The sequence below is a fragment of the Bradyrhizobium sp. USDA 327 genome (assembly GCF_041262065.1).
Lineage (GTDB): Bacteria > Pseudomonadota > Alphaproteobacteria > Rhizobiales > Xanthobacteraceae > Bradyrhizobium > Bradyrhizobium liaoningense.
Genome location: NZ_JBGCCW010000001.1, coordinates 2,359,161 through 2,384,337, shown reverse-complemented (window position 1 = coordinate 2,384,337; position 25,177 = coordinate 2,359,161). Strand labels below are relative to the sequence as shown.

Sequence of the window (25,177 nt, the reverse complement as noted above, 5' to 3'; positions counted from 1 at the left end):
TGGTTCTCAGGCGACGCTCTTGAGATCCTGCTGGATCGCGGCGAGCAAGGATTGCAGCGCCTCGCTGTTCACTGGCTTGGCCGCCGGACCATTGGCAGGCGGTTGCCCGGTAGTTTGCGCAACCTTGACCGGACGCCTCGGGAATGGCGGTGGCGGCACCGGCATCGCGGCCTGCGCAAAATCCCCCTCTTCGTCGGCGTGGACGAACTTGCCATGGATGACGTCATCGCGGCGGCCCATGACGAACATGGTCGCCCAATAGCCGGCGGCCAGCACAATGACGCACAAAATACCAATCTCTAACATCGCAGCACCTAAAATATCCGCGATGATTCAATGCCTTCGTCGGCCCGTCAATCAACCGGCGCACACACCTGCGGCTTTTGCCAGCAGGTGTGGCCGATCGGTGACTCTTTCTTAACCATTCCCGCCCCCTACGGGGGCCGGAAGCGGCGGCTCAGGCCTTGTCCGGTCCCACCCGCACCAGCTGCTTGCCGAAATTGGCGCCCTTCAGGAGGCCCATGAAGGCGCCGGGCGCACTCTCCAGGCCCTCGGTGACGAATTCCTTGTACTTGACCTTGCCGTCGCGAACCCAGGCGGACATGTCCCGCAGGAAGTCGCCATGGCGTGCGGCGAAGTCGGAAACGATGAAGCCGCGGAAGGTCAGCCGCTTGGTGAGGATGTTGCGCATCATCGCGCCGGCCCATTTCGGCGGCTTGGCCTCGGTGTCGTTGTAATGGGCGATCAGGCCGCAGACGGGCACGCGCGCGAATGGATTGAGCAGCGGGAACACAGCTTCGAACACGGCGCCGCCGACATTCTCGAAATAGACGTCGATCCCCTTCGGGCAGGCCTCCTTGAGCCTGGCGGCGAGATCGGGATCGCGGTGATCGATACAGGCATCGAAGCCGAGCTCCTTGACCACGTAGTCGCACTTGTCCTTGCCGCCGGCGATGCCGACCGCGCGTGCGCCCTTGATCCTGGCGATCTGGCCGACGGCCGAGCCGACCGCGCCAGAGGCACCGGCAACGACGACGGTCTCGCCGGGTTGCGGCTTGCCGATGTCGAGCAGGCCGGTGTAGGCCGTCATGCCCGGCATGCCGAGCACGCCGATCGAGGTCGAGATCGGCCCGAGCTTGGGATCGACCTTGATCAGGCCCTTGCCGTTCGAAATCGCATGCGTCTGCCAACCGGAGCGGATGCGCACGATGTCGCCGACCGCGAAATCGGGATTGTTGGAGGCCGCGACCTCGCTGACCGCCTCGCCTTCCATCACCCCGCCGATCGGCACTGGTGCTGCGTAGGACGGCCCCTCGCTCATGCGCCCGCGCATATAGGGATCGAGCGACAGCCAGATCGTGCGCAGCAGGACTTCACCCGGTCCGGGTGTCGGAACGGCAAATTCCTCCAGGCGAAAATCAGACGGCCTGGGTTCGCCGACCGGACGCGCGGCGAGAACGATGCGTTTGCCTTGGGACATGATGGCTTCCTCCAAATTTGCTTCGGCGCGAACGGAAGCGGAGGGAGCGAAGCGCGTCAATACAAAAGCGATGGCATGGACGGTCGCCGAGCCACGCGACTCTCGTGTCCCGGCTCTGCGGCGCATCACCGAAGAGGTGCTGCGCTGCGTCCGGGGCACGAGACCGAGAACTAACCCCCGCCCGGATAGTTCGGGCTCTCGCGCGTAATCGTCACGTCGTGGACGTGGCTTTCGCGCAGGCCGGCGCCGGTGATGCGGACGAACTGGGCCTTCTCGTGCAGCTCCTTCATGTCGCGTGCCCCGACATAGCCCATCGCAGCGCGCAGGCCGCCGGCAAGCTGGTGCATGACGTGGCCGACCGCACCCTTGTAGGGCACCTGGCCCTCGATGCCTTCGGGCACGAGCTTGAGCGTGTCCTTGATGTCCTGCTGGAAATAGCGGTCGGCCGATCCGCGCGCCATCGCACCGACCGAGCCCATGCCGCGATAGGCCTTGTAGGAACGGCCCTGCCACAAGAACACTTCCCCGGGCGTCTCGTCGGTGCCGGCGAGCAGCGAGCCCACCATGGCGATGTCGGCACCGGCGGCAAGCGCTTTGGCAAGGTCGCCGGAGTATTTGATGCCGCCGTCGGCGATGACCGGGATGTCGGACTTCTTCGCCGCTTCCACCGCATCCATGATCGCGGTGAGCTGGGGCACGCCGACGCCGGCGACGATGCGGGTGGTGCAGATCGAGCCCGGGCCGATGCCGACCTTGATGCAATCCGCGCCTGCGTCGATCAGCGCCTGCGCGCCTTCGGTGGTGGCGACATTGCCGGCGACGACCTGCACCGAGTTGGACAGGCGCTTGATGCGGTTCACTGCGTGCAGCACGTGACGGGAATGGCCATGCGCGGTGTCGACGACGACGAGGTCGACGCCGGCATCGATCAGGCGCTCGGTGCGCTCGAAGCCGGTATCGCCGACGGTGGTAGCCGCAGCGACGCGCAGGCGCCCTTGCGCGTCCTTGCAGGCGAGCGGATGGGCGACCGCCTTCTCCATGTCCTTCACGGTGATGAGACCGACGCAGCGATATTGCTCGTCGACGACGAGCAGCTTCTCGATGCGGTGCTGGTGCAGCATCCGCCGCGCCTCGTCCTGGCTGACATTCTCACGGACCGTGACGAGGTTTTCGTGCGTCATCAGCTCGGAGATTCTTTGCTGGCGATTGGTCGCAAACCGCACGTCACGGTTGGTGAGAATGCCGACCAGCTTGCCGGGCGTGGACTTGCCCGCACCGGTGACGACGGGAATGCCGGAGATGCCGTGATCGCTCATCAGCTTCAGCGCGTCGTCGAGCGTGGCCTCGGGGCTGATGGTGAGCGGGTTCACCACCATGCCGGACTCGTAGCGCTTGACCTGCCGCACCTGGGCAGCCTGCCCTTCGGGATCGAAATTGCGGTGGATGACGCCGAGACCGCCGGCCTGCGCCATGGCGATCGCCATGCGGGCCTCGGTGACCGTGTCCATGGCGGAGGCCATGATCGGAATATTGAGCGGAATGGCGCGGGTGACGCGGGAACGGATGTCGACCTCGCCCGGCATGACGTCGGACAGGCCCGGCTTCAACAGCACGTCGTCGAACGTAAGGGCTTCGCGGATGCCTTGAAGTTGCACCGTGGCCATCTGCCAACTCCTTCCTGCGGCCCTGCCGCAAATGCTTATGGATGAGCGCCGCCCTCGGCGTACCTTGCGGCATCGCCGGAGAATCGGAGCCCATCGGTGGGGTTGACGCGGGTCGATAGCACGGCCGCGTGACGAATCAAAGCAATTCGGGCCGCTGGCCAGCCATGCACAGGGATTTTTAAGTCAATTCGGGGGGATCGCCCGGCGGCGGGCATCCGCCGTCTCGCGCCAGGAGGCGCGCCCGGGAATGACGACGGACGGGAGGCCGCGGGTCACACCGTTGTTACGGCCGATCTGGGTGCCATGCGCCGATCCGAATGGTCCTGAGGGGACGGCGATGATAAGCCGCAACTCCGTCCTTTCTCCCGATTTCATTACCAATCCGTCATGGTCGACAAGCAACGCGTCATTCCGCTGATCGTGGCCACTGCTCTCTTCATGGAGAACATGGACTCGACGGTGATCGCCACCTCGCTGCCGGCGATCGCGGCCGACATCGGCACCAGCCCGCTGACGCTGAAGCTCGCGATCACCTCCTATCTGCTGTCGCTGGCGGTGTTCATTCCGGCGAGCGGCTGGACCGCCGACCGGTTCGGCGCGCGCATGGTGTTCGCGATCGCGGTCGGGGTGTTCATGGTCGGCTCGGTCGGCTGCGCGCTCTCGACCTCGGTCACCGACTTCGTCTTCGCGCGCATCCTGCAAGGCATGGGCGGCGCGATGATGACGCCGGTCGGACGCCTCGTGCTGTTGCGCTCGGTCGACAAGAGTGCGCTGGTCAATGCCATGGCCTGGGTGACGGTCCCTGCCCTCATAGGCCCCGTGATCGGCCCGCCGCTCGGCGGCTTCATCACCACCTACGCGTCCTGGCACTGGATCTTCCTGATCAACATCCCGATCGGGCTGCTCGGCATCTTCATGGCCTTGCGCTTCATCGATCCGATCAAGAGCGAGGAACGCGAGCCGTTCGATCTCTACGGCATGGTGCTCGCTGGGCTGGGACTCGCAGGCATCGCCTTCGGCCTGTCGGTTGCCGGCCTCAATCTGCTGCCGTGGAGCACCGTTGCCGCCTTGATCGCGGGCGGTGCGATCTCGATGACGCTCTACGTCATCCATGCCCGGCGCACGGGATCGCCGGTGCTGGATTTCTCGCTTCTGAAGCTGCCGACGCTGCGCGCGGCCGTGTTCGGCGGCTTCCTGTTCCGCCTCGGCATCGGCGCGCTGCCGTTCCTGCTGCCGCTCCTGATGCAGATCGGCTTCGGGCTGACGCCGTTCCATTCCGGCCTCGTCACCTTCGCCTCCTCGCTCGGCGCGATGGGCATGAAGACGCTGGCCGCGCGCATCATCCGCACCTTCGGCTTCCGCAATCTGATGACGGTGAACGCGATCGTCAGCGCGTTCTTCCTCGGCGTCTGCGCGCTGTTCACGCTGTCGACGCCGCTGCTGATCATCATGGTCATCCTGGTGGTCGGCGGCTTCTTCCGCTCGCTGGAGTTCACCGCGATCAACACGGTCGCCTATGCCGAGGTCGAGACCGCGCAGATGAGCCGTGCCACCACCCTCGTCAGCGTCAACCAGCAGCTCGCGGTCTCGGCCGGCGTCGCCGTCGGCGCGGCCTGTGTCGAGACCACGATGTGGTTCAGCCATGTCAGCGAGCTCAACGCCACCGTATTCGCGCCGGCCTTCGTCGTGGTGGCGCTGACCTCCGCGGCATCGAGCTGGTTCTTCTGGCAGATGCCCGCCGACGCCGGCAACGAGATCTCCGGCCGCAAGGCCGTGGAGATCGCGAGCCGCAAGGGCGCCGGTAAAGGCGCGGCGAAAGCCGCCGTCAAGGCGGCGAGCGAGGATACGCAGGACGTTCGGGACCAGCGGCTGGGGTGATTGGCGACGAATGACCCCACGCATTCAGTGTCGTCCCTGCGAACGCAGGGACCCATAACCACAGGAAGGAGTCGAAGTGCGAGGCTCCCACTCCGAGTTTTCGCCAAACTCCTCCCTGTGGGTATGGGTCCCGGATCGGCGCTCCGCTCCAGGCAACGCTTCGCGTTGCATGGAGTTACGCTTGCCCGGGACGACATCGAGATTGGCTCAGGTCCCGGCCCGAAATCCCGTCGCCAGCACGTAGCGCTCCGAGGAATCCTGCCGGCTCGCAGCCGGTTTCACATGGCGCACCGTCGCAAAGTCGCGCTTGAGCTGGGCCAGCAGCTCGGCGTCGGCGCCGCTCTGGAACGTCTTGGCGAGGAACGTGCCGCCGGGCTTGAGCACGTCGCAGGCAAACGCAGCGGCTGTCTCGACCAGGCCGACGATGCGGAGCTGGTCGGTCTTGCGGTGGCCGGTGGTGTTGGCGGCCATGTCGGACATCACGACGTCCGCCTTGCCGCCGAGCATCGCGGTGAGCTTTTCCGGCGCGTCATTGTCCATGAAGTCGAGCTGCGCGAAATCGACGCCGGGGATCTCGGGCATCTCCAGCAGGTCGATCGCGACGACCCTACCCTTGCCTTCCGCCGAGCCGACGCGCTTGGCGGCGATCTGGCTCCAGCCGCCGGGCGCGGCGCCGAGGTCGACCACGGCCATGCCGGGTTTCAACAGCCGATACTTGTCATCGATCTCCAAAAGCTTGAACGCCGCGCGCGAGCGATAACCTGCCGCCTTGGCCTTCGCGACATAGGGATCGTTGAGCTGCCGCTCCAGCCAGAGCTTGGACGACAATTTGCGCTTGCCGCCGGTCTTGACCTGGACGTGCAAGCGGCCGGTGGTGTCTTTCGCCATCTCACCAGCTCCTGAGCGCGCCGTCCTCGCGCATCATCTCGACCAGCATGCCCTCGCGCAGCCCCCGGTCGGCGACGCGCAGGCGCGGCAGCGGAAAGGCGCGGCGGATGGCATCGAGGATGGCGCAGCCGGCCAGCACGAGGTCGGCGCGCTCGACACTGATGCAGCTGTTGTTCGCGCGCTCCTCGTAGCTCATGCCGAGCAGCCTGCTGATGGTCGCGGTGATGTCCGTATCGTTCATCCAGATGCTGTCGATACGGCGGCGGTCGTAGCGCGGCAGGTTGAGATGGATGCCGGCGAGCGTCGTCACCGTGCCGGACGTGCCGAGCAGGTGCATGTCGGTGAGATCGCGACCGTGCTCCTCCGCGAACGGGGCGACATGGTTTGCGACCTCGCGCTCCATCGCGGCATAGATCGCGGGCGTCACGTCGCGGCCACCGAACTGCTCGGCGAGCGTGACCACACCGTACGGGATCGACATCCAGGCCTTGATGCGCGGCTGCGGATTTGCGGGATCGCGCTCGATGCGCACCAGCTCGGTCGAGCCGCCGCCGATGTCGAACAGGATCGCGCCGCGACCTCTGGGGTCGACCAGCGGCGAGCAGCCGAGCACGGCGAGCGAGGCCTCGGTCTCGCGGTCGATCACCTCGAGCTCGATGCCGGTCTCGGCCGCGACGCGGCTCCGAAAGCCTTCCGCGTTCGAGGCGGCGCGGCAGGCTTCGGTCGCGATCAGCCGCAGCCGCCGCGCCTTCCGCAGATTGATCTTGTCGCGGCAAATGCTGAGCGCCGCGATGGCGCGCTCGATCGCGGCCTCGCTGATGCACCCGGTCGCGGAGACGCCCTCGCCGAGCCGGATGATGCGCGAGAAGGAATCGACCACGCGAAAACCGTCGTGGGTCGGACAGGCGATCAGCAGCCTGCAATTGTTGGTGCCGAGGTCCAGCGCCGCATAGACGCCGGTTCCCGGCGCTCGCGCGCCAACGGCCGGATCAGCGGCCAACGCCACTGCCGCCATCGACCCCTCCAGCTCGCCGTGCGGCCCATGGCCGTCGCGGAGCCGCGTGTGGTCATTCATACAAACTGTCTTTCCGCGGCCGGTCGGGCCGGTCTGGAATTGATTTTTCGCCTGAAACATTAGCAGCGCGGCAGGCCTGCGCAACAACGCATCACATGGGACCATGCCCATTCGTGCGTTGTCGTGAACGGGGTGGTGGGTTATCTGAGGAAAGTCCGGTCCCCCGCTGCCGCGAAAATGCGCAAATGCCGGCTTTTCAGGTCAATTCCATGCAAGAACACACCAAATCGTCCACGCTCGAGAACGCTATTGCACTGCAAAAATATGGCGTCGGGCAACCGGTCCGCCGCAAGGAGGACGACACGCTGGTACGCGGCAAGGGCCGCTACACCGACGATTTCAACCTGCCCGGCCAGGCCTACGCCGTGATCGTCCGCTCCACCCATGCCCATGGCATCATCCGCGGCATCAACAGCGAGGCCGCCAAGGCGATGCCGGGTGTGCTGGGGGTGTGGACCGGCAAGGATCTCGATGCCGCCGGCTATGGCCCCTTCACCTGCGGCCTGCCGCTGAAGAGCCGTGACGGCTCGCCCCTGCTCCAGACCAACCGCCAGCCGCTCGCGACCGACAAGGTCCGCTTCGTCGGCGATCCCGTCGCCTTCGTGGTCGCGGAGACACTGGCGCAGGCGCGCGACGCCGCCGAGGCGGTCGAGCTCGACATCGAGCCGCTGCCCGCGGTGACCGATCCCGAGGAAGCCGCCAAGCCCGGCGCGCCGCAGCTTTACGACCACATCCCTGATAACGTCGCGCTCGACTACCATTATGGCGACATGGACAAGGTCAACGCGGCCTTTGCCAGCGCGGCCCATGTCACAAAGCTCGACATCGAGAACACCCGCGTCGCCGTGGTCTCGATGGAGCCGCGTGTTGGCCTTGCCTCCTACGACAAGAAGACTGAGCGCTACACGCTTCAGGTGCCGACGCAAGGCGTGGCCGGCAACCGCGCCAATCTCGCCAAGAACCTCAACGTGCCGAACGACAAGGTGCGCATCCTCACCGCCAATGTCGGCGGTTCCTTCGGCATGAAGAACATCAACTATCCCGAATACATGTGCATCCTGTATGCGGCCAAGGCGCTGGGACGTCCGGTGAAGTGGCTTGATGAGCGCTCCACCAGCTTCCTCTCCGACAGCCACGGCCGCGCGCAAAGGATCCATGCCGAGCTCGCGCTCGATGCCGAGGGGCATTTCCTCGCGGCGAAGCTTTCCGGTTACGGCAATCTCGGCGCCTACATCACCGGCGTCGCGCCGGGGCCGCTCTCGCTCAACACCGGCAAGAATTTCTCCAGCGTCTATCGCACGCCGCTGATGGCGGTCGACATCAAGACGGTGCTGACCAACACCACGTTGATGGGCGCCTATCGCGGCGCCGGCCGGCCCGAGGCGAACTACTACATGGAGCGGCTGATCGACCGCGCCGCCGACGAGATGGGCATCGACCGGCTGACCTTGCGCAGGCGCAACTTCATCAGGCCGAACCAGATTCCGTTCCCGGCCTCCTCCGGCGTCACCTATGACAGCGGCGACTTCCAGGCCGTGTTCAACAAGGCGCTCGAGATTTCCGACCACGAGAATTTCGCCAAGCGCAAGAAGGAGAGCAAGAAGGCCGGCAAGCTGCGCGGCATCGCGGTCGGCTCCTATCTCGAGGTCACCGCGCCGCCGAGCCCCGAGCTCGGCAAGATCGTGTTCGATCCAGACGGCACCGTGCAGCTCATCACCGGCACGCTCGACTACGGGCAGGGTCATGCGACGCCGTTCGCGCAAGTGCTGTGCCAGCAGCTGGGCGTCCCCTTCGAGAGCGTCAAGCTCGTGCAGGGCGACAGTGACATCGTCCACACCGGCAACGGCACTGGCGGCTCGCGCTCCATCACCGCGAGCGGCATGGCGATCGTGGGCGCCGCCAAGCTCGTGATCGAGAAAGGCAAGCGCGCCGCCGCGCATATGCTGGAGGCCTCCGAAGCCGACATCGAGTTCGCCGATGGCAGCTTCACCATCGCCGGCACCGACCGCAGCATCGACATCATGGAGCTGGCCAAGAAGCTGCACGACGGCAAGGTGCCGGAGGGTGTGCCTGACTCGCTCGACGTCGACCACACCAGCGAGCCGGTGCCGTCAGCCTTCCCGAACGGCTGCCATGTCGCCGAGGTCGAGATCGATCCCGAGACCGGCGTGGTGCAGATCGTGCGCTATAGCGCGGTGAACGATTTCGGCACGGTGATCAACCCGATGCTGGTCGCGGGCCAGCTCCACGGCGGCGTGGTCCAGGGCATCGGCCAGGCGCTGATGGAGCACGTCCGCTACGACGAGAGCGGCCAGCCGATCACGGGCTCGCTGATGGACTACGCCCTGCCCCGCGCCGAGGACGTGCCGAACATGGCGGTCGGCGACCACCCGGTGCCGGCCACGACCAATCCGCTCGGCAGCAAGGGCTGCGGCGAAGCCGGCTGCGCCGGCAGCCTGTCGACCGTGGTGAACGCGGTGATCGATGCTCTCTCCGAGTACGGCATCAAGCACATCGACATGCCGCTGACCCCGGAGCGCGTGTGGCAGGCGATCCAGGAGGCGAAAGCCAAGGCGGCGTAAAGGGCGCAAGAGCCCACACACACTCTCCGCCGTCATGGCCGGGCTTGACCCGGCCATCCATGCCATTGCGTACCAAGAACGTGGATGCCCGGGACAAGCCCGGCCATGACGACGTGGTGACGATGTGCGCCTTTCCTACGCCGCCGCCTGCTCTCGCGGCTGGTAGATCGCTATGTGCTGGCAGTGCGCCAGTGGCGTCGTGCCATTGGCGACGACGAGGGCGTCGAGCTCGACGAAGCGATGGCCTTTCTTCTCGTAGTTGGCGGTGACCTTCGCCCGCGCCGTGATCTCGTCGCCAGCGCGTGCGGCGGACAGCAGCTGCATGCGGCTGCCGACATGAATCCAGGGCCCCAGAATGGTGTTGTCGACGAGGACGCGGTTCATGACACGCTGGATCAGGCCGGGATGGCCAAGCCCCTCACGCGCGAAGATCGGATCGGCCTCCCTGATGTCGGCAAGATAGTCGACCGCATCTTGCCCCACCCATCGGCGCGGCACTGTGCCCAGCCATTTTCCGGTCTCGAAGGTCGCCGGGCTGACCGGCTTTCGCTCGGCAACCGCGGGGACCTCGACATAGTCGCTCAATGACACGACAGGCGCCTTCGCCGGCAGCGAGGCCGTCCCCGTGGCGCAAAGCTCGGTGCGGCTGAACACCTCGATCGTGAGCAGGCCGTTGTGCTCGGTGGCATCGACATCGGCGGTCTCGCCGTCATAGACCGGCTTGATGAAGCGGGCCTCGACCACCCCGCGCGACAGAAAATCGCGACCCCAGCGCGCGATCGGCACGTGCATCATGTAGGCGAACACATCGACGCCGGGGACCAGTCCGCCGGAAAAGCCGAAGCGGCGTGCCACGGTGTCGTCATGCATCTTGTTTTCGGACTGCTTGGCGGTGTTGTAGGCCTCGACGCGGTAGGTCTCGAGACGGTTCGGCATGGGGCATCTTCCCTGTTTTCTTGTTGTTCAGGAGCGATCGTAGGGCCTGAGGAACCGGGGTCAATCCCCTCGCCTTTGGGGCCCGAATGGAGTACCACGCGGCGAATGACTGACACCCCCACCCGCATCTATGTCGACGCCGACGCCTGTCCGGTGAAGGACGAGATCTACCGTGTCGCGCTCCGGCACGGCGTTCCCGTGAGCGTCGTCGCCGGCAATTTCATTCGCGTGCCGCAGGACCCGTTGATCGAGCGCATCGCCGCAGGTGCCGGCATGGACGCTGCGGACGACTGGATCGCGGAGCGCGCCAGGCCCGGCGACGTCGTCGTGACATCGGACATTCCGCTGGCGAGTCGCTGCGTGAAGGCGGGTGCCGACGTGATCGCGCCGAATGGAAAGCCCTTCACGGAAGAATCGATCGGGATGACACTGGCGGTGCGCAATCTGATGACTGACCTGCGATCGGCCGGCGAAGTCACCGGCGGACCGCGATCGTTCGCGCCGCGCGACCGCTCCGCCTTCCTCTCGGCGCTCGACCAGACGCTGCGCCGGATCCAGCGCCGCCGCACGGATGCGGCCGCCACGAGTCAGGGCTGACCATGGCGCCGCCGCTGATCCAGTTGAAAGACATCAGGCTGACCTTCGGCGGCACGCCGCTGCTGTCAGGCGTGGAGCTCAACGTCGCGCCATCCGAGCGCGTCTGCCTGATCGGCCGCAACGGCTCAGGCAAGTCGACGCTGCTCAAGATCGCGGCCGGCCTCGTCGAGCCCGACTCCGGCACGCGCTTCGTGCAGCCGGGCGCCACGGTTCGTTACCTGCCGCAGGAGCCCGACTTTGGCGAGCACAAGACCACGCTCGCCTATGTCGAGTCCGGCCTTGCCCCCGGCGACGATCCTTACCAGGCGCGCTATCTGCTGGAGCAGCTCGGGCTGACCGGCAACGAGAACCCGCACAATCTCTCCGGCGGCGAGGCCCGCCGCGCGGCGCTGGCGTATGTGCTTGCGCCCTCGCCCGACATCCTGCTGCTGGACGAGCCGACCAACCATCTCGATCTCTCCACCATCGAATGGCTGGAAAAGGAGCTCGACAGCCGCCGCAGCGCGCTGGTGATCATCAGCCACGACCGCCGCTTTCTCAGCAATCTCTCGCGCTCCACCGCCTGGCTCGACCGCGGCAGGATCAAGCAGATCGACCGCGGCTTTGCCTCGTTCGAGAGCTGGCGCGACGAAGTGCTGGCGGAAGAAGAGCGCGACCAGCACAAGCTCGACCGCAAGATCGTCGACGAGGAGCACTGGCTGCGCCACGGCGTCTCCGGCCGGCGCAAGCGCAACGTCAAGCGGCTCGCCAATCTGCATGCGCTACGCGACCAGCGCCGCAACTATCGCGGCACCGCCGGCAGCGCCAATCTGGCGGCGGCTGAAGCCGAGCAATCCGGCAAGCTGGTGATCGAGGCGAAATCCATCACCAAGGCCTATGGCGAGCGCAAGATCGTCGAGAACTTTTCCACCCGCATCCAGCGTGGCGACCGGCTCGGCATCATCGGCCCGAACGGCGCCGGCAAGACCACGCTGGTCAACCTGCTCACCGGCGGCATGCAACCTGATTCCGGTACGGTGCGGTTGGGTGCCAATCTGGAGATGGCGACGCTCGACCAGCACCGCGAAAGCCTCGATCCCAAGTCGACGCTGGCGGAAGCGCTGACCGGTGGCCGCGGCGACCAAATCATGGTGGGCGGCAAGCCGAAGCATGTCGTCGGCTACATGAAGGACTTTCTGTTCGCGCAGGAGCAGCGCGGCACGCCGCTCGAAGTGCTCTCGGGCGGCGAACGCGGCCGGCTGATGCTGGCGCGCGCGCTGGCAAAGCCGTCGAACCTCCTGGTGCTGGACGAGCCGACCAACGATCTCGATCTCGAGACGCTCGACGTGCTCGAGGAGATGCTCGGCGACTACGAAGGCACGGTGATCCTGATCAGCCACGACCGCGATTTTCTCGACCGCGTCGTCACCTCCGTGATCGCGCCTGAGGGCAACGGCAAGTGGGTCGAATATGCCGGCGGCTACAGCGACATGCTGGCGCAGCGCGGCGCCGACCTCAAGCGTGAGGCGGCGAAGGCGCAAGCCCCGGCGGAGAAGAAAGAGGAGCGGCCTACTGCTGCCTCATCGGCGCCCAAGCGGAAGCTGAGCTTCAACGAGAAACACGCGCTGGAAACGCTGCCGAAGAAGATGGAGACGTTGCAGGCAGATATTGCAAGATTGCAGCGCGTGCTCGACGATCCCGATCTCTACACCAGGGATCGCAGGAAATTCGACGAAACCTCCGCCGCGATCGCCAAGGCGCATGAAGAATTGTCTGCTGCCGAAGAGCGCTGGCTCGAACTCGAAATGCTCCGCGAAGAGATTGAACAGGCATAGCGCGTATTCCGCAAAAGTGGGTACCGGTTTTGCGATCAGAATACGCGCCAACTGAAGGACCTCCATGACCACGCCCCTCGCCGCCAAGATCGCCCGCGAATACGGCACGCCCTGCGCCGTCATCGACATGGACAGGGTCGAGCGCAACATCGCGCGCATCCAGAAGGCCTGCGATGACGCGGGCATCGCCAACCGTCCGCACATCAAGACGCACAAGAACCCGACGATCGCCAGGATGCAGGTCGCGGCCGGCGCCAAGGGCATCACCTGCCAGAAGCTCGGCGAAGCCGAGATCATGGCCAATGCCGGCATCGACGACATCCTGATCAGCTACAACCTGCTCGGCGAAGAGAAGATGGCGCGGCTCGGCGCGCTGCAGGCGAAGGCAAACATGACGGTGGCCGCCGATAACTCGACCGTCGTCGCCGGGTTGCCCAAGGCAGCCGCAGCATCCGGCCGCCCGCTTTCGGTCGTCGTCGAATGCGACACCGGTCGCAAGCGTGCGGGTGTCGAGACGCCGGCCGAGGCGATTGCGCTGGCGCGTGAGATCGCGGCCTCCAAGGGACTCGAATTCGCGGGATTCATGCTGTATCCGACCGAGACCGGCTGGGCGGAGGCACAGAAGTTTTATGACGAGGCGCTGGCCGGCGTGCGGGCTCACGGGCTCGATGCCAAGATCGTTTCGACCGGCGGCACGCCGAATCTCGTCAATATCGGCAAGCTCAAGGGCGGCACCGAGCATCGCTTCGGCACCTATATCTACAACGATCGCATGCAAGTCGCCGCCGGTGTCGCCAGCTGGGACGATTGCGCCCTGCACATCTATTCGACCGTCGTGAGCCGCGCCGCGCCCGAGCGCGGCATCCTCGATGCCGGCTCTAAGACGCTGACGTCAGATACCGGCGGCCTCGACGGCCACGGCCTGATCCTGGAGCATCCCGAGGCCAAGATCGCGAAATTCGCCGAGGAGCACGGCTTCCTCGACCTCTCCCGCAGCAACACGCGGCCGAATGTCGGCGACGTCGTCCGCATCGTGCCGAACCACGTTTGCGTCGTCGTCAACATGATGGACGAAGTGGTGATGGTGCGCGGCGAGGAGATCATCGGCACGCTGCCGGTGGCCGCGCGGGGGAAGTTGAGGTAGGGAGCGCACTGCCGTAGGGTGGGCAAAGCGAAGCGTGCCCACGACTTTCTCGCCGTGCCTGCGAAAGATGGTGGGCACGGCGCTTCGCGCCTTTGCCCACCCTACGATTTCTGCAGTTGGGCGAGCCAGCCCAGCACGCCCCTGCCCGCCGAAGCCCCGGTCGCGAAGGACGCCTGCAGCAGATAGCCGCCCGTTGGCGCCTCCCAATCCAGCATCTCGCCGGCCGCGAACACGCCGGGCAGCTTGCGCAACATGAAGTGTTCGTCGAGCTCGTCGAAAATGATTCCGCCTGCCGTCGAGATCGCCCGATCGATCGGGGCGACGCCGGTGAGCCGAACCGGAATGGCATTGATCAGGCGCGCGAGCTCGGCCGGTGAGAACGACGCCAGAGGCCGGCCGGATGCGATGGGCGCCTCCTGCATCAGGCCGATACCGACCGGCGACAATTGCGTCGCCTTGCGCAGGAAGTTCGCCAGCGATTGCTTGCCGCGCGTGCCCGACAGGCGCGTTGTCAGGTCGGCGACGGCAAGGTCCGGCCGCAGCGCGATCATCAGCGTCGCCTGCCCGAGACCCAGCACCGCCTCGCGCAGCTCGGCCGACAGCGCGTAGATCGCGCCGCCTTCGATGCCGCCACGCGTAATCATCGCTTCGCCGCGCACCGTGTGTGCGCCGATCGTCAGCGCCACGCCCTTGAGCGGCTGGCCCTCGAAACGGTCGCGGAACACATCGGACCATGCGACCGTGAAGCCGGAATTGGCCGGCCGCAGCTTCGAGACGGCAATGCCCCTTGCGGCGAGAAGACCGGTCCAGCCGCCGTCCGATCCGAGCCGCGGCCAGCTTGCGCCGCCAAGCGCGAGCACCACTGCCCTGGCCTCGATCGACCGTTGGCCGCCGCTGGTGCGAAACAGCAATCGGCCGTGCTCGTCCCAGCCAATCCAGCGATGACGAAACGCAAAGCGCACGCCGGCGGCATCGAGCCGCCGCAGCCACGCGCGCAGCAAGGGCGAGGCCTTGAACGCTTTCGGAAACACCCGCCCGCTGGTGCCGACGAAGGTCGCCTCACCCAGCGCCTCGCTCCAGGCGCGCAGCGCGTCCGGCGGGAACGCCTCGATCGCCGCTTGCAGCTTCGGTGCCGCCTCGCGATAGCGCGTCATGAACTGCGGCAGCGGCTCGCTGTGGGTGAGATTGAGCCCGCCGCGGCCGGCCATCAGGAATTTGCGGCCTGCCGATGGCATGGCGTCGTAGACGGTGACGCGGGCGCCGCCCTGCGCCAGTACCTCCGCCGCCATCAGCCCGGCGGGGCCGGCGCCGACAATGGCGACGTGGGGTTCAGATGAGGTCATGGCGGGAGTTTAGGCCAAGCTGGACACCAAGGAACGGGTCGTCATGGCCGGGCTTGTCCCGGCCATCCACGAAAGCCACGCGCGTGGTGCCAGGAAAGTGGATGGCCGGGACAAGCCCGGCCATGACGGAAGGTACGTTCCGGGGCCAGCCGTTCGCATCGCCCGGGAATGACGGCGTGGCTAGAGCTTGATCCCCGCCCGTGCCGCGGCCTGCGCGACGTATTTCTGCGTCTGCTCGAAGGCGCCTTGCAGCGCTTTCGCCTTCGACATGTCGCTGATCTCTTCGAAATGCGCGGCGACCGCATCGGGCGTCCACTCGCTCTCCGGCAGGTTGATGCCTTCGCTCTCCAGAATCTTGATCACGGCGAAGGAGCCGGCGCCGGCGCCCATGATGGTGCGGGTTGGCGCATCCTCGCTGAGCATATACTCGACCGCCGGCGTGATCGCGTTCGGCTTCATCAGTTGCAGCGCCTGTGGCGGCAGCAGCTCTTCGGTCATGCGGGTCGCCGCCGTCGGCGAGATGATGTTGACGCGGATGTTGTTCTTGCGGCCCTCTTCCGCAAGCACATTCATCAGGCCGACCATGCCGGACTTGGCCGCGCCGTAATTGGCCTGGCCGAAATTACCGTAGAGGCCGGACGACGACGTCGTCAGCACGATGCGGCCGTAATTGCGGTCGCGCATGCCGGCCCAGGCCGCCTTGCAGCAATAGAAGGTGCCGACGAGGTGCACGTCGAGCACCTTCTGGAAATCGGCTACCTCCATCTTGCCGAACGACTTGTCGCGCAAAATGCCGGCATTGGCGCACAGGAGATCGACGCTGCCCCACTCCTTGGTGGCGCGCTCGACCATGGCGGTGACCTGTTCGAAATTCGACACGTCCGCGCCGTCGGCCATCGCGGTGCCGCCGGCTTTGCGGATCTCCTCGACCACAGCTTCGGCCGGTGATAGCGAGCCGCCGCTGCCGTCACGCGCGCCGCCGAAATCGTTGACCACGACCTTGGCGCCGCGGCTGGCCAATCCCAGCGCATGCGCCTTGCCGAGACCATTGCCCGCGCCGGTGACGATGGCGACGCGTCCGTCGAACCTGATTGCCATGTTTGCGTTTCCTGGATGCTAGTTCGTGACGGCCGGGCTTGACCCGGCTATCCATCAAAATCGAAGAGCTTTTGAGCAGCGATGGGTTGCCGGGTCAAGCCCGGCAACGACACGCGGTATCAGGCGAAATAGATCAGGCCGAGCCAATCCGCGACCAGCGCGGGCTTGTCCTCGCCTTCGATCTCGACCGTGACGTTGGTGCGGGACTGCAACTCGTTGGGCTTGCGCAGCTTGGCCTCGGCCAGCACGAAACGGCCGCGGACGCGCTTGCCCGAGCGGACCGGTGAGATGAAGCGCAATTTGTCGAAGCCGTAATTCACCCCCATCGTGGTGCCTGCGATGACGGGCATCACCTCGTACGACATGATCGACAGCAGCGACATCGTCAGGAAGCCGTGCGCGATGGTGCCGCCGAAAGCGGTTTCCTTCCTGGCTCTTTCACGGTCGACGTGGATGAACTGGTGATCCTCGATCACGTCAGCATAGGTGTCGATGCGGGGCTGGTCGATCAGGTGCCACGAGGACACGCCGATCTCCTTGCCGACCATGGCCTGATAGGCCTGAAGCGTAATCGGCGGCTTCTTCCAGACTTCGTTCACTTAGGTCTCGCTCCGTGTCTTTGCCAGCTCCGGAAAATCCTCCTCGCGGAATTCCCGGCCGCGCAGCGGATCGTCGCGATCATTGTCGCGTTCCAGCCGTCGTAGCTGGACGCGACGGATTTTTCCAGAGATCGTCTTCGGCAGCTCGGTGACGATTTCGAGACGACGGATGCGCTTGAATGGCGCGAGGCGCGTGTGGAGATGTTTGAAGATGGAGAACGCTGTCTCGGGTGAACGCTCCGCGCCCGACGTCAGCAGCACGAAGGCCTTGGGAATGGCGAGCCGGATCGGATCCGGGCTCGGCACCACCGCGGCTTCCGCGACCAGCTCATGCTCCAGCAGTACGCTCTCGAGCTCGAACGGACTGATGCGGTAATCCGACGACTTGAACACGTCGTCGGAGCGGCCGACGAAGGTGAGATAGCCCTCGTCGTCTTCGAACACGACATCGCCGCTGCGATAGAGCTCGCCCTCTGCGCCGGACAGTTTGCCGTCATCACTTTGATAGCCCTGCATCAGGCCGGCCGGGCGCTCGGTCCCGAGCACCAGCGCGACCTCGCCTTCCTTCGCCGGGTTCCCATCGGCGTCGCTGATCTGGACGCGATAGCCCGGCAGCGGTCGGCCCATCGAGCCGACCTTGATCTTCTGGCCCGGCGAGTTGCCGGCGAGCGCCGTGGTTTCGGTCTGGCCGTATCCGTCACGGATGGTGAGGCCCCAGGCGGCCCGCACCTGATCGATCACTTCAGGGTTCAGTGGTTCGCCTGCGCCGCAGACCTCGCGCAAGGCCACCTTGAACGATGCAAGGTTCTCCTGAATGAACAGCCGCCAAACGGTCGGCGGCGCACACAGCGTGGTGACGCCGCAGCGGCCGATGGTGGTGAGCAGCGCCTTGGCATCGAAGCGCGGCTGGTTGACCACGAACACGGTCGCGCCCGCGTTCCATGGCGCGAAGAAACAGCTCCAGGCGTGCTTGGCCCAGCCGGGCGACGAGATGTTGAGGTGGATGTCGCCGGGCTTCAGTCCGATCCAGTACATGGTCGAGAGATGGCCGACCGGATAGCTGCGCTGGCTGTGCCGCACCAGCTTTGGTTTTGCCGTCGTGCCCGAGGTGAAATAGAGCAGCATCGGGTCGTCGGCGTTGGTCAGGCCATCCGGCGTGAAGCCCTCCGGCATTTTGGCCGCCTCGTCATAGGCGAGCCAGCCGTTGGAAGCCGCGCCGACCACGATGCGAACGACGTTCTCGGCGCCCAGGCTCGCGAATTTGGCGACCTGATCCTCGGCGGCCACGACCGCCTTCGCCTTGCCGCGATCGAGCCGGTCGCGCAGCTCGTCGGCGGTGAGCAGTGTCGTCGCTGGAATCACGACGACGCCCAGCTTCATCGCCGCCAGCATCGTCTCCCACAACGGAACCACGTTGCCGAGCAGCAGCAAAAGGTGGTCGCCGCGCTTGAGGCCCTGCGCGCGGAGGAAGTTGGCGACCTGGTTGGAGCGCTTCGAGAGCGCCGCGAATGATAATTTTGTCTGCTTGTCCTGTGCGGCATCGACAATCCAGAGCGCGGGACGATCCTTGCTGTCCGCATTCGCCGCCAGCTCGGCGTCGAACCAGTCGAGCGCCCAGTTGAATGCAACCGGATCGGGCCAGCGGAATCCTTTGACCGCCGCCTCGTATTCCGTGCGGTGCTTTAGCAGAAACGCGCGCGCTTCCTGGAATGTCGTCATCAAGCTTTCCCGGCCAGACTCCTAACGTGCTTGATAATTCCGGAAAAATCCACCCCGCCCTGCCCGGCTGCGTCGAAAGACTGATAGATCTCCTGCGCATGCTTGCCGAGCGGCGTGGCGGCGCCCGCAGCCTTCGCCGCGTCCTGCGCCAGCGTCAGATCCTTCACCATCAGGGCCGAGGCGAAGCCCGGCTTGTAGTCGTTGTTCGCCGGCGAGGTCGGCACCGGGCCCGGCACCGGGCAATAGGTCGTCAGCGACCAGCACTGGCCGGACGAGGTCGAAGCAACGTCGAACAGCGCCTGGTGCGAGAGCCCGAGCTTTTCGCCGAGCGCAAACGCTTCGCTCACCGCGATCATGGAAATGCCGAGGATCATGTTATTGCAGATCTTGGCCGCCTGGCCGGCGCCGGCGCCGCCGCAATGCACGATCTTCTTGCCCATGTTTTCGAGGACCGGCTTGGCGGCTGCGAACGCCTTCTCCTCGCCGCCGCACATGAAGGTGAGCGTCGCGCCCTTGGCGCCGCCGGTCCCGCCGGAGACCGGCGCATCGACCGAGAGCACGCCGTGCTTGGCGGCCAGCGCATGCGCCTGCCGTGCGCTTTCGACGTCGATGGTGGAGGAGTCAATGATCAGCGCGCCCCTGGTCATGGCGGGAACGACCTCGTTCCAGACGCCGAGCACGTGCTTGCCTGCGGGGAGCATGGTGACGACGATATCGGCGCCCTTCACCGCGCCCGCGGCGCTGTCGGCGATGCCGGCGCCGTCAGCCTTGGCTTGATTGCGGGAGGCCTCGACGAGGTCGAACGCCACCACCTTGTGGCCGGCCTTGACCAGATTGGCGGCCATCGGGCCGCCCATGTTGCCGAGACCGATGAATGCGATCGTGGCCATTGTCGTTTCCTCCGCTGCAGCGTTGATTAGTTGAACTTCAGTTCGTCGGCGCCGATCTCGGCGAGATACGGCGTAAGCATCTCCGGCGTCACATCCTCGATCCGCGGCGGCGACCAGGCCGGATTGCGGTCCTTGTCGATCACGGCGGCACGCACGCCCTCGCGGAAATCGTCGCTGCGGAAGACCTCCAGCGCGGCGCGGTATTCGCGCACCAGGCACTCTTCCAGGTTCGACGCCTTGCGCGCGAGCCGCAGCAGTTTCAGCGTCACCACCATGCCGCGCGGCGATTTCTCGTTGAGCGTCTTCAGCGTCGCCTGTGCGAATTCGGAGCCGTCACGCTTCAGCGCCGCGACGATGTCCTCCATGCGGTCGAAGCCGAACAGAGCGTCGATGGCCGCCTGCTTTGCGGTCACCGGCCCGGCCGTCTCGCCCGTCGCAAAGCCATTGATGAGCTTGCTGACGTCGGCTGCGGTCGCGCCCTGACGGAGCTTGGTCAGCGCCTCGCGCAGCTCCGGCCATTTGGCTGCCGGCACCACGGCATCCGCGAACTTGGCGTGGATGGCGTCCGGCCCGTTCATCGTCTGCCCGGTCAGGCCGAAATAAGTGCCGATCTCGCCGGGCGAGCGCGACAGCAGCCAGGTGCCGCCGACATCAGGGAAGAAGCCGAGCCCGACTTCGGGCATCGCGAGCTTGGTGCGGTCGGTGACGACGCGGTGGCTGGCATGGCCGGAGAGGCCGACGCCGCCCCCCATGACGAGGCCATCCATGAACGCGACATAGGGCTTCGGAAATTTCGCGATCCGCGCATTCATGACGTATTCCTGGCGCCAGAACCGCGCGCCGAGATCGCCGCCCTCGCGCGAGCTCTCCCAGAGGCCGCGGATGTCGCCGCCGGCGCAGAGGCCGCGCTCGCCGGCGCCTTCCAGGATGATCAACCCGACTTCGGGATCGGTCTCGAACCGGTCCAGCGCCGCATCGATGCCGATGGACATCTCCAACGTCATGGCGTTGATCGCCTTCGGACGGTTGAGCCGGATCACGCCCGCGGCGCCCTCGCGGCGAACGATGAGATCGCCCTCCTCCGCCGAGCTCATCGCGCGCCCTCGATCAGCTTGCGCGCCACGATGAGCCGCATGATTTCGTTGGTGCCTTCGAGGATCTGGTGCACGCGCAGGTCGCGCACGATCTTCTCGATGCCGTACTCGCTGAGGTAGCCGTAGCCGCCGTGAAGCTGGAGCGCGTGGTTGGCGACCTCGAAGCCGACATCGGTGCCGAAGCGCTTGGCCATCGCACACAGCATCGTGGCGTCGGGGTCCTTGCGGTCCAGCGCTGCCGCGGCACGCCACAGGAAGGTGCGCGCGGCCTCAAGCTCGATCGCCATGTCGGCGAGGCGGAATTGCAGCGCCTGGAATTCGTCGAGGCGCTTTCCAAACGCCTTGCGCTCCTTCATGTAGGCGCGCGCCTTGTCGAGCGCGGTCTGCGCGCCACCGAGCGAGCATGCCGTGATGTTGAGGCGGCCGCCGTCGAGACCGGCCATCGCGATCTTGAAACCCACGCCCTCCTCGCCGAGCCGATTGGCAACCGGCACACGGGCGTTCTCGAACATCACCGCGCGGGTCGGCTGCGCGTTCCAGCCCATCTTGCGCTCATTGGCACCGAAGGAGACGCCCGGCGTCTTGCCGTCGATGACGAGGGTTGAGATGCCGCCGGGGCCGTCGCCGCTGGTCCTGACCATCGCGACCAGGAGATCGGTGCCGCCTGCGCCGGAGATGAATTGCTTCTGGCCGTTGAGGACATAGTGGTCGCCGTCGCGTACCGCGCGGGTGCGCAGCGCTGCCGCATCGGAGCCCGCGCCCGGCTCGGTCAGGCAGTAGCTCGCGATCAGCTCCATGGTGCAGAGCTTTGGCAGCCATGTGTGGCGCTGGGTGTCGCTGCCGAAGGCATCGATCATCCAGCTCGCCATGTTGTGGATGGAAATGAAGGCCGAGGTGGTCGGGCAGCCCGTCGCCAACGCTTCAAAAATCAGCGCGGCGTCGAACCGCGTCATGGCGGAACCGCCGACATCGTCGCGGATATAGATGCCGCCCATGCCGAGCGTGGCAGCCTCGCGCATGACGTCGACGGGAAAGTGCTTCTCCTCGTCCCAGCGCAGCGCATGCGGCGCGATCTTTTCCGCCGCAAACGCCAACGCCATGTCGCGAACCGCGATCTGATCCTCGTTCAGAGCGAACTGCATCCCGGCCTCGCTCCTGAGAGGATCACTTCATCAGCGGGATCGAGAACTCCGCACCCTCCTTGACGCCGGACGGCCAGCGCGAGGTCACCGTCTTGGTCTTGGTGTAGAAGCGGATCGAGTCCGGGCCGTGCTGGTTGAGATCGCCGAAGCCGGACTTCTTCCAGCCGCCGAAGGTGTAATAGGCGATCGGCACCGGGATCGGCACGTTGATGCCGACCATGCCGACGTTCACCTTGGCCGCGAAGTCGCGCGCGGCGTCACCGTCGCGGGTGAAGATGGCAACGCCGTTGCCGTAGTCATGGTCCGACGGCAGCGCCAGCGCTTCCTTGTAATCGTGCGCGCGCACCACCGAGAGCACGGGGCCGAAGATCTCTTCCTTGTAGATCCGCATGTCCTTGGTGACGTTGTCGAACAGCGACCCGCCGAGATAGAAGCCGTTCTCGTAGCCCTGCATCTTGAAGCCGCGGCCGTCGACGGCCAGCGTCGCGCCTTCCTTGATGCCGATGTCGATGTAGCCCTTGACCTTCTCGACCGCCTCGCGTGTGACCAGCGGGCCGTAATCGGCCGACGGATCGATCGAGGTGCCGATCTTGAGGCTCTCGACACGCGGGATCAGCTTTTCCATCAGCCGGTCCGCGGTGGACTTGCCGACGGGCACCGCGACGGACACGGCCATGCAGCGTTCGCCGGCCGAGCCGTAGCCTGCGCCGATCAACGCGTCGACGGCCTGGTCCATGTCGGCATCGGGCATGATGATGGCGTGGTTCTTGGCGCCGCCGAAGCACTGGCAGCGCTTGCCGGTCTGCGCGGCGCGCTCGTAGATGTACTGCGCGATCGGAGTCGAGCCGACGAAGCCGATGGCCTTGACGTCGGGATCGTCGAGGATGGCGTCGACCGCCTCCTTGTCGCCGTTGACGACGTTGAGGATGCCGGCCGGCAGGCCCGCTTCCATCATGAGTTCAGCGAGCAGCATCGGCACGCCGGGGTCGCGCTCCGACGGCTTCAGGATGAAGGCGTTGCCGCAGGCGATCGCGGGGGCGAACTTCCACATCGGGATCATTGCCGGGAAGTTGAACGGCGTGATGCCGGCGACGACGCCGAGCGGCTGGCGCATCGAATAGATGTCGATGCCGGGGCCGGCGCCTTCGGTGTACTCGCCCTTCATCAGATGCGGAATGCCGCAGGCGAACTCGGCGACCTCGAGGCCGCGCTGGATGTCGCCCTTGGCGTCGGGCACGGTCTTGCCGTGCTCGCGGGCGAGCAATTCGGCGAGCTTGTCGTAATCGCGCTGCACCAGCTCGACGAACTTCATCATGACGCGGGCGCGGCGCTGCGGGTTGGTCGCGGCCCACTCGGGCTGTGCTGCGCGCGCGTTCTCGACGGCGGCGCGAACCTCGGCCTTGGAGGCCAGCGCCACCTTGGCCTGGACGTCACCGGTCATCGGCTCGAAAACGTCGGCGGTGCGGCCCGAGGTGCCCTTGACCTCCTTGCCACCGATGAAATGTCCGATTGAACGCATGGGATGATCTCCTTAGGCCGAGCGTGGTCGCTTTGACAAATCCTATCGACCTGCATTTTATAGGATTCAAGTCTGAGATATTGCACCATAGATGTGCGAAAATGCTGGATCAAGGCGCTATCGACTGGGACGACTTTCGCTTCGTGCTGGCCATCGTGCGGGGCGGCTCGGTCTCGGCTGCGGCAAAACAGCTCGGCGTCGACCATGCCACGGTAATCCGCCGCGTCGATCGGCTGGAAAAGCACCTTTCGGCCAAGCTGTTTGACCGGCGCAAGACCGGCTATCTCCTCACCGAGGCAGGCCAGCGCGTCGCCGACAGTGCGGAAGCGATGGAATCGACCATCGTCGCCAACCAGGAGCAGGTCGGCGGCTCGGTGGCACGGCTGACCGGCACCGTGCGGATCGGCGCGCCCGACGGGTTCGGCACTGCCTTCCTGGCGCCACGGCTCGCCCCCTTCGCCGACCGCTATCCCGATCTCGATTTGCAACTTGTGGCAACTGCGCGGCTGTTCAGTCTCTCCAAGCGCGAGGCTGATATCGCCATCAGCCTGACCATGCCGAAGGAAGGCCGCATCGTCGGCCGCAAGCTGCTCGACTACCGCCTCGGGCTCTATGCCGCGCCAGCCTATCTCGACCGCTTTCCCAGGATCTCTTCACGGCAAGACCTGCCGCAGCACCGCTTCGTCGGCTACATCGAGGAGCTGCTGTTCACGCCGGAGCTCGACTATCTGCCGCAGGTGTCGCCGCGGATTTCCGCGCGCTTTCGCAGCGCCAATCTGATCGCTCAGCTCAATGCTACGCTCTCGGGCTTCGGCATTGCCGTGCTGCCGCATTTCATGGCGAGCGATCATCCGCAGCTTGTCGCAGTGTTGCCGGACGACATCTCGATCATGCGAACATTCTGGATGCTGATGCACGCCGACAGCAAGGACCTCGCGCGGATCAGGGCGGTGGCGGATTACATCAGCGAGATCGTCGAGCGCGAGCGGGCGCTGTTTGCGGGACGGTGAACGCCACTGCCAAGCTCGGCCTAACTCTGCTTCACCTTCTTCACAGCAGGCACCTTCGGCTCGCGCTTCACACCCCCGAGCGCGCTGTCGCGTCCTGCCTTCAGCACCTCGTCCGACAATTCGTTCGATCCGGCGACGCGCGCCAGCAGCATGGTGCCGACCATCGTCGCGAGTGTCGCGATCGCCTGCTTGCGCGCGGCCTTGCGTGGCATGTTCGGGATATAGTCGGTCATCATCTCGATCATCTGGTCGAGCTTGCCGGCAAAGGCCTTGCGTGTCTTCGGGCTCTCGCGGGCGATCTCGGCGCCCAGAGCGGGGATCGAGCAGCCATGGCCGGGATTGTCGCGATGCAGCGTGGACAGATAGCTTTCCGCGATCAGCGCCAGGCGCTTTTCGGGAGCGGCCTCGCCGGTAAGCTTGCGCCAGTGCTCCATCGAGCGGTCCATGGCATAGCCAAAGGCCTCGATCACCAGCGCCTCGCGGGAATCGAAATGCGCGTAGAAGCCGCCATGGGTCAGGCCCGCCTCCTTCATGAGATCGGCGACGCCGATGCCATGGGCACCCTTCTCGCGCAGCCGCACGGAGGCCTTCTTCACGATGCGGTCGTGGGTTTCCTGCTTGTGTTCCGGGGAATAGCGCATGCGGATCTCATTGGATGTCGAGAGTCATCTCATAACACGCAAATGCCGAAATCGGTGCATTAAT

Annotated in this window: 21 protein-coding genes; 6 read left to right on the top strand and 15 right to left on the bottom strand. The window is 65.7% G+C overall.

Annotated elements, in window-relative coordinates; translation table 11 throughout:
- Positions 1 to 6: 6 nt before the first annotated feature.
- From ABIA42_RS10740 to guaB, 3 genes are all read right to left on the bottom strand, one after another.
- Positions 7 to 306, bottom strand: a complete 300-nt coding sequence (locus ABIA42_RS10740) for a hypothetical protein (RefSeq protein ID WP_370113730.1) — start codon at positions 304 to 306, stop codon at positions 7 to 9.
- A 151-nt stretch (positions 307 to 457) separates the two neighbouring features.
- Positions 458 to 1,480 (bottom strand): NADP-dependent oxidoreductase, encoded by a 1,023-nt coding sequence (locus tag ABIA42_RS10735; protein ID WP_370113732.1) that lies wholly within the window; start codon positions 1,478 to 1,480, stop codon positions 458 to 460.
- A gap of 170 nt (positions 1,481 to 1,650) precedes the next feature.
- Positions 1,651 to 3,144 carry an IMP dehydrogenase gene (gene guaB, locus ABIA42_RS10730; RefSeq protein WP_370113734.1) on the bottom strand — a complete coding sequence of 498 codons (1,494 nt, stop codon included), beginning with the start codon at positions 3,142 to 3,144 and terminating at the stop codon, positions 1,651 to 1,653.
- 387 nt (positions 3,145 to 3,531) lie between these two features.
- Here guaB and ABIA42_RS10725 point away from each other — a divergent pair, with 387 nt between their 5' ends.
- Positions 3,532 to 5,022: an MFS transporter gene (locus ABIA42_RS10725; RefSeq protein ID WP_370113736.1), complete on the top strand. Its 1,491-nt coding sequence runs from the start codon at positions 3,532 to 3,534 to the stop codon at positions 5,020 to 5,022.
- A gap of 207 nt (positions 5,023 to 5,229) precedes the next feature.
- Here ABIA42_RS10725 and ABIA42_RS10720 read toward each other — a convergent pair whose 3' ends face one another.
- Together ABIA42_RS10720 and ABIA42_RS10715 are read right to left on the bottom strand one after the other, a co-directional pair.
- Positions 5,230 to 5,910, bottom strand: a complete 681-nt coding sequence (locus ABIA42_RS10720; RefSeq protein WP_271528999.1) for an RlmE family RNA methyltransferase — start codon at positions 5,908 to 5,910, stop codon at positions 5,230 to 5,232.
- 1 nt (position 5,911) lies between these two features.
- A complete protein-coding gene (locus ABIA42_RS10715) occupies positions 5,912 to 6,985 on the bottom strand; it encodes a Ppx/GppA phosphatase family protein (RefSeq protein WP_370113738.1) in 1,074 nt (357 codons plus the stop codon).
- Positions 6,986 to 7,194: 209 nt separating this feature from the next.
- Between ABIA42_RS10715 and ABIA42_RS10710 the strand changes: the two genes are divergently transcribed.
- Entirely contained in the window at positions 7,195 to 9,567 is a 2,373-nt protein-coding gene (locus tag ABIA42_RS10710; RefSeq protein ID WP_370113740.1) for a xanthine dehydrogenase family protein molybdopterin-binding subunit, read from the top strand.
- A gap of 135 nt (positions 9,568 to 9,702) precedes the next feature.
- Here the strand turns inward: ABIA42_RS10710 and ABIA42_RS10705 are convergent, their stop codons facing one another.
- Positions 9,703 to 10,503, bottom strand: a complete 801-nt coding sequence (locus tag ABIA42_RS10705; RefSeq protein ID WP_370113742.1) for a hypothetical protein — start codon at positions 10,501 to 10,503, stop codon at positions 9,703 to 9,705.
- 105 nt (positions 10,504 to 10,608) lie between these two features.
- Here ABIA42_RS10705 and ABIA42_RS10700 point away from each other — a divergent pair, with 105 nt between their 5' ends.
- The 3 genes from ABIA42_RS10700 (at position 10,609) to ABIA42_RS10690 (ending at position 14,058) form a co-directional block, all read left to right on the top strand.
- Positions 10,609 to 11,100: a YaiI/YqxD family protein gene (locus ABIA42_RS10700; RefSeq protein WP_271529002.1), complete on the top strand. Its 492-nt coding sequence runs from the start codon at positions 10,609 to 10,611 to the stop codon at positions 11,098 to 11,100.
- Positions 11,101 to 11,102: 2 nt separating this feature from the next.
- Positions 11,103 to 12,914 (top strand): ABC-F family ATP-binding cassette domain-containing protein, encoded by a 1,812-nt coding sequence (locus ABIA42_RS10695; RefSeq protein WP_370113744.1) that lies wholly within the window; start codon positions 11,103 to 11,105, stop codon positions 12,912 to 12,914.
- Positions 12,915 to 12,978: 64 nt separating this feature from the next.
- Positions 12,979 to 14,058, top strand: coding sequence for a D-TA family PLP-dependent enzyme (locus tag ABIA42_RS10690; RefSeq protein WP_370113746.1), 1,080 nt, complete (start codon positions 12,979 to 12,981; stop codon positions 14,056 to 14,058).
- A gap of 101 nt (positions 14,059 to 14,159) precedes the next feature.
- Here ABIA42_RS10690 and ABIA42_RS10685 read toward each other — a convergent pair whose 3' ends face one another.
- The 8 genes from ABIA42_RS10685 to ABIA42_RS10650 form a co-directional block, all read right to left on the bottom strand.
- Complete coding sequence (locus ABIA42_RS10685) at positions 14,160 to 15,401, bottom strand: NAD(P)/FAD-dependent oxidoreductase (RefSeq protein WP_370113747.1); 1,242 nt, start codon at positions 15,399 to 15,401, stop codon at positions 14,160 to 14,162.
- A 180-nt stretch (positions 15,402 to 15,581) separates the two neighbouring features.
- Positions 15,582 to 16,499 (bottom strand): SDR family NAD(P)-dependent oxidoreductase, encoded by a 918-nt coding sequence (locus tag ABIA42_RS10680; RefSeq protein WP_271529006.1) that lies wholly within the window; start codon positions 16,497 to 16,499, stop codon positions 15,582 to 15,584.
- A gap of 119 nt (positions 16,500 to 16,618) precedes the next feature.
- Positions 16,619 to 17,098: a MaoC family dehydratase gene (locus ABIA42_RS10675; protein ID WP_370113749.1), complete on the bottom strand. Its 480-nt coding sequence runs from the start codon at positions 17,096 to 17,098 to the stop codon at positions 16,619 to 16,621.
- Positions 17,099 to 18,817, bottom strand: a complete 1,719-nt coding sequence (locus ABIA42_RS10670; RefSeq protein ID WP_370113751.1) for an AMP-binding protein — start codon at positions 18,815 to 18,817, stop codon at positions 17,099 to 17,101.
- Positions 18,817 to 19,734 (bottom strand): 3-hydroxyisobutyrate dehydrogenase, encoded by a 918-nt coding sequence (gene mmsB, locus ABIA42_RS10665; RefSeq protein WP_370123547.1) that lies wholly within the window; start codon positions 19,732 to 19,734, stop codon positions 18,817 to 18,819. Before mmsB ends, ABIA42_RS10670 begins: the two co-directional genes overlap by 1 nt.
- On the bottom strand, positions 19,734 to 20,801 hold the full coding sequence (locus ABIA42_RS10660; RefSeq protein ID WP_370113753.1) for an enoyl-CoA hydratase/isomerase family protein: 1,068 nt from the start codon (positions 20,799 to 20,801) through the stop codon (positions 19,734 to 19,736). The genes mmsB and ABIA42_RS10660 overlap by 1 nt, the downstream gene beginning before the upstream one ends.
- Complete coding sequence (locus ABIA42_RS10655; RefSeq protein WP_370113755.1) at positions 20,798 to 21,943, bottom strand: isobutyryl-CoA dehydrogenase; 1,146 nt, start codon at positions 21,941 to 21,943, stop codon at positions 20,798 to 20,800. The genes ABIA42_RS10660 and ABIA42_RS10655 overlap by 4 nt, the downstream gene beginning before the upstream one ends.
- A 22-nt stretch (positions 21,944 to 21,965) precedes the next feature.
- Positions 21,966 to 23,462, bottom strand: coding sequence for a CoA-acylating methylmalonate-semialdehyde dehydrogenase (locus tag ABIA42_RS10650; RefSeq protein ID WP_271529011.1), 1,497 nt, complete (start codon positions 23,460 to 23,462; stop codon positions 21,966 to 21,968).
- A 101-nt stretch (positions 23,463 to 23,563) separates the two neighbouring features.
- On the opposite strand from ABIA42_RS10650, the gene ABIA42_RS10645 reads away from it, so the two are divergent.
- Positions 23,564 to 24,472: a LysR family transcriptional regulator gene (locus tag ABIA42_RS10645; protein WP_028178430.1), complete on the top strand. Its 909-nt coding sequence runs from the start codon at positions 23,564 to 23,566 to the stop codon at positions 24,470 to 24,472.
- 20 nt (positions 24,473 to 24,492) lie between these two features.
- Here the strand turns inward: ABIA42_RS10645 and ABIA42_RS10640 are convergent, their stop codons facing one another.
- A complete protein-coding gene (locus ABIA42_RS10640) occupies positions 24,493 to 25,113 on the bottom strand; it encodes a TetR/AcrR family transcriptional regulator (RefSeq protein ID WP_370113757.1) in 621 nt (206 codons plus the stop codon).
- Positions 25,114 to 25,177: the final 64 nt, after the last annotated feature.

Bases quoted from the DNA above. Each gene is read 5' to 3' on its own strand.
- ABIA42_RS10740 (WP_370113730.1), bottom strand. From the start codon at position 306: ATGTTAGAGATTGGTATTTTGTGCGTCATTGTGCTGGCCGCCGGCTAT.
- ABIA42_RS10735 (WP_370113732.1), bottom strand. From the start codon at position 1,480: ATGTCCCAAGGCAAACGCATCGTTCTCGCCGCGCGTCCGGTCGGCGAA.
- guaB (WP_370113734.1), bottom strand. From the start codon at position 3,144: ATGGCCACGGTGCAACTTCAAGGCATCCGCGAAGCCCTTACGTTCGAC.
- ABIA42_RS10725 (WP_370113736.1), top strand. From the start codon at position 3,532: ATGGTCGACAAGCAACGCGTCATTCCGCTGATCGTGGCCACTGCTCTC.
- ABIA42_RS10720 (WP_271528999.1), bottom strand. From the start codon at position 5,910: ATGGCGAAAGACACCACCGGCCGCTTGCACGTCCAGGTCAAGACCGGC.
- ABIA42_RS10715 (WP_370113738.1), bottom strand. From the start codon at position 6,985: ATGAATGACCACACGCGGCTCCGCGACGGCCATGGGCCGCACGGCGAG.
- ABIA42_RS10710 (WP_370113740.1), top strand. From the start codon at position 7,195: ATGCAAGAACACACCAAATCGTCCACGCTCGAGAACGCTATTGCACTG.
- ABIA42_RS10705 (WP_370113742.1), bottom strand. From the start codon at position 10,503: ATGCCGAACCGTCTCGAGACCTACCGCGTCGAGGCCTACAACACCGCC.
- ABIA42_RS10700 (WP_271529002.1), top strand. From the start codon at position 10,609: ATGACTGACACCCCCACCCGCATCTATGTCGACGCCGACGCCTGTCCG.
- ABIA42_RS10695 (WP_370113744.1), top strand. From the start codon at position 11,103: ATGGCGCCGCCGCTGATCCAGTTGAAAGACATCAGGCTGACCTTCGGC.
- ABIA42_RS10690 (WP_370113746.1), top strand. From the start codon at position 12,979: ATGACCACGCCCCTCGCCGCCAAGATCGCCCGCGAATACGGCACGCCC.
- ABIA42_RS10685 (WP_370113747.1), bottom strand. From the start codon at position 15,401: ATGACCTCATCTGAACCCCACGTCGCCATTGTCGGCGCCGGCCCCGCC.
- ABIA42_RS10680 (WP_271529006.1), bottom strand. From the start codon at position 16,499: ATGGCAATCAGGTTCGACGGACGCGTCGCCATCGTCACCGGCGCGGGC.
- ABIA42_RS10670 (WP_370113751.1), bottom strand. From the start codon at position 18,817: ATGACGACATTCCAGGAAGCGCGCGCGTTTCTGCTAAAGCACCGCACG.
- ABIA42_RS10660 (WP_370113753.1), bottom strand. From the start codon at position 20,801: ATGAGCTCGGCGGAGGAGGGCGATCTCATCGTTCGCCGCGAGGGCGCC.
- ABIA42_RS10655 (WP_370113755.1), bottom strand. From the start codon at position 21,943: ATGCAGTTCGCTCTGAACGAGGATCAGATCGCGGTTCGCGACATGGCG.
- ABIA42_RS10650 (WP_271529011.1), bottom strand. From the start codon at position 23,462: ATGCGTTCAATCGGACATTTCATCGGTGGCAAGGAGGTCAAGGGCACC.
- ABIA42_RS10645 (WP_028178430.1), top strand. From the start codon at position 23,564: ATGCTGGATCAAGGCGCTATCGACTGGGACGACTTTCGCTTCGTGCTG.
- ABIA42_RS10640 (WP_370113757.1), bottom strand. From the start codon at position 25,113: ATGCGCTATTCCCCGGAACACAAGCAGGAAACCCACGACCGCATCGTG.